Raw genomic sequence first — 467 nt, forward strand, 5'->3', positions numbered from 1 at the left:
ATGGCAAAATAGATGGCAATAAAGGCCATAAAGATCTTTAGCCCCAAACTTCTGCCAAGACTGGCAGACCGGAAAAAGGCTTTCCACTGAAGGGAAATGAATCGTCTATACATGCTTTTGCTTTATACTACAAGTAGGGAAATTTACAATTTTGTTACAGAAAAAAATTTCTATACTTCGTACTTTTGCACCAAATACCAAAAAATGAGCAAATTCTTTCCGTTAAAGATCAAAAATATCATCAGGGAAACTGAGCAGGCAGTAAGCCTCGAATTTGAAATACCGCAGGAATTAAAAAGTGAATTTTCTTTTAAAGCAGGACAATATATAACCGTTAAAACCAACAATGAAGGTAAGGAAGTACGCCGCGCATACTCAATTTGCACCCCTCCATCAGATGAAACCTTTAAGGTGACGGTAAAGGAGGTTGAAGGCGGAACATTTTCGGTTATTGCAAACAATAAATT

Annotated in this window: 1 protein-coding gene; it reads left to right on the forward strand. The window is 37.0% G+C overall.

What is annotated here, in order from left to right:
• Positions 1-204: 204 nt before the first annotated feature.
• A partial coding sequence (locus tag HC175_RS18275; protein ID WP_235942677.1) for an FAD-binding oxidoreductase occupies positions 205-467 on the forward strand: 263 nt, incomplete at its 3' end.

Source organism: Salinimicrobium oceani (assembly GCF_012037645.1).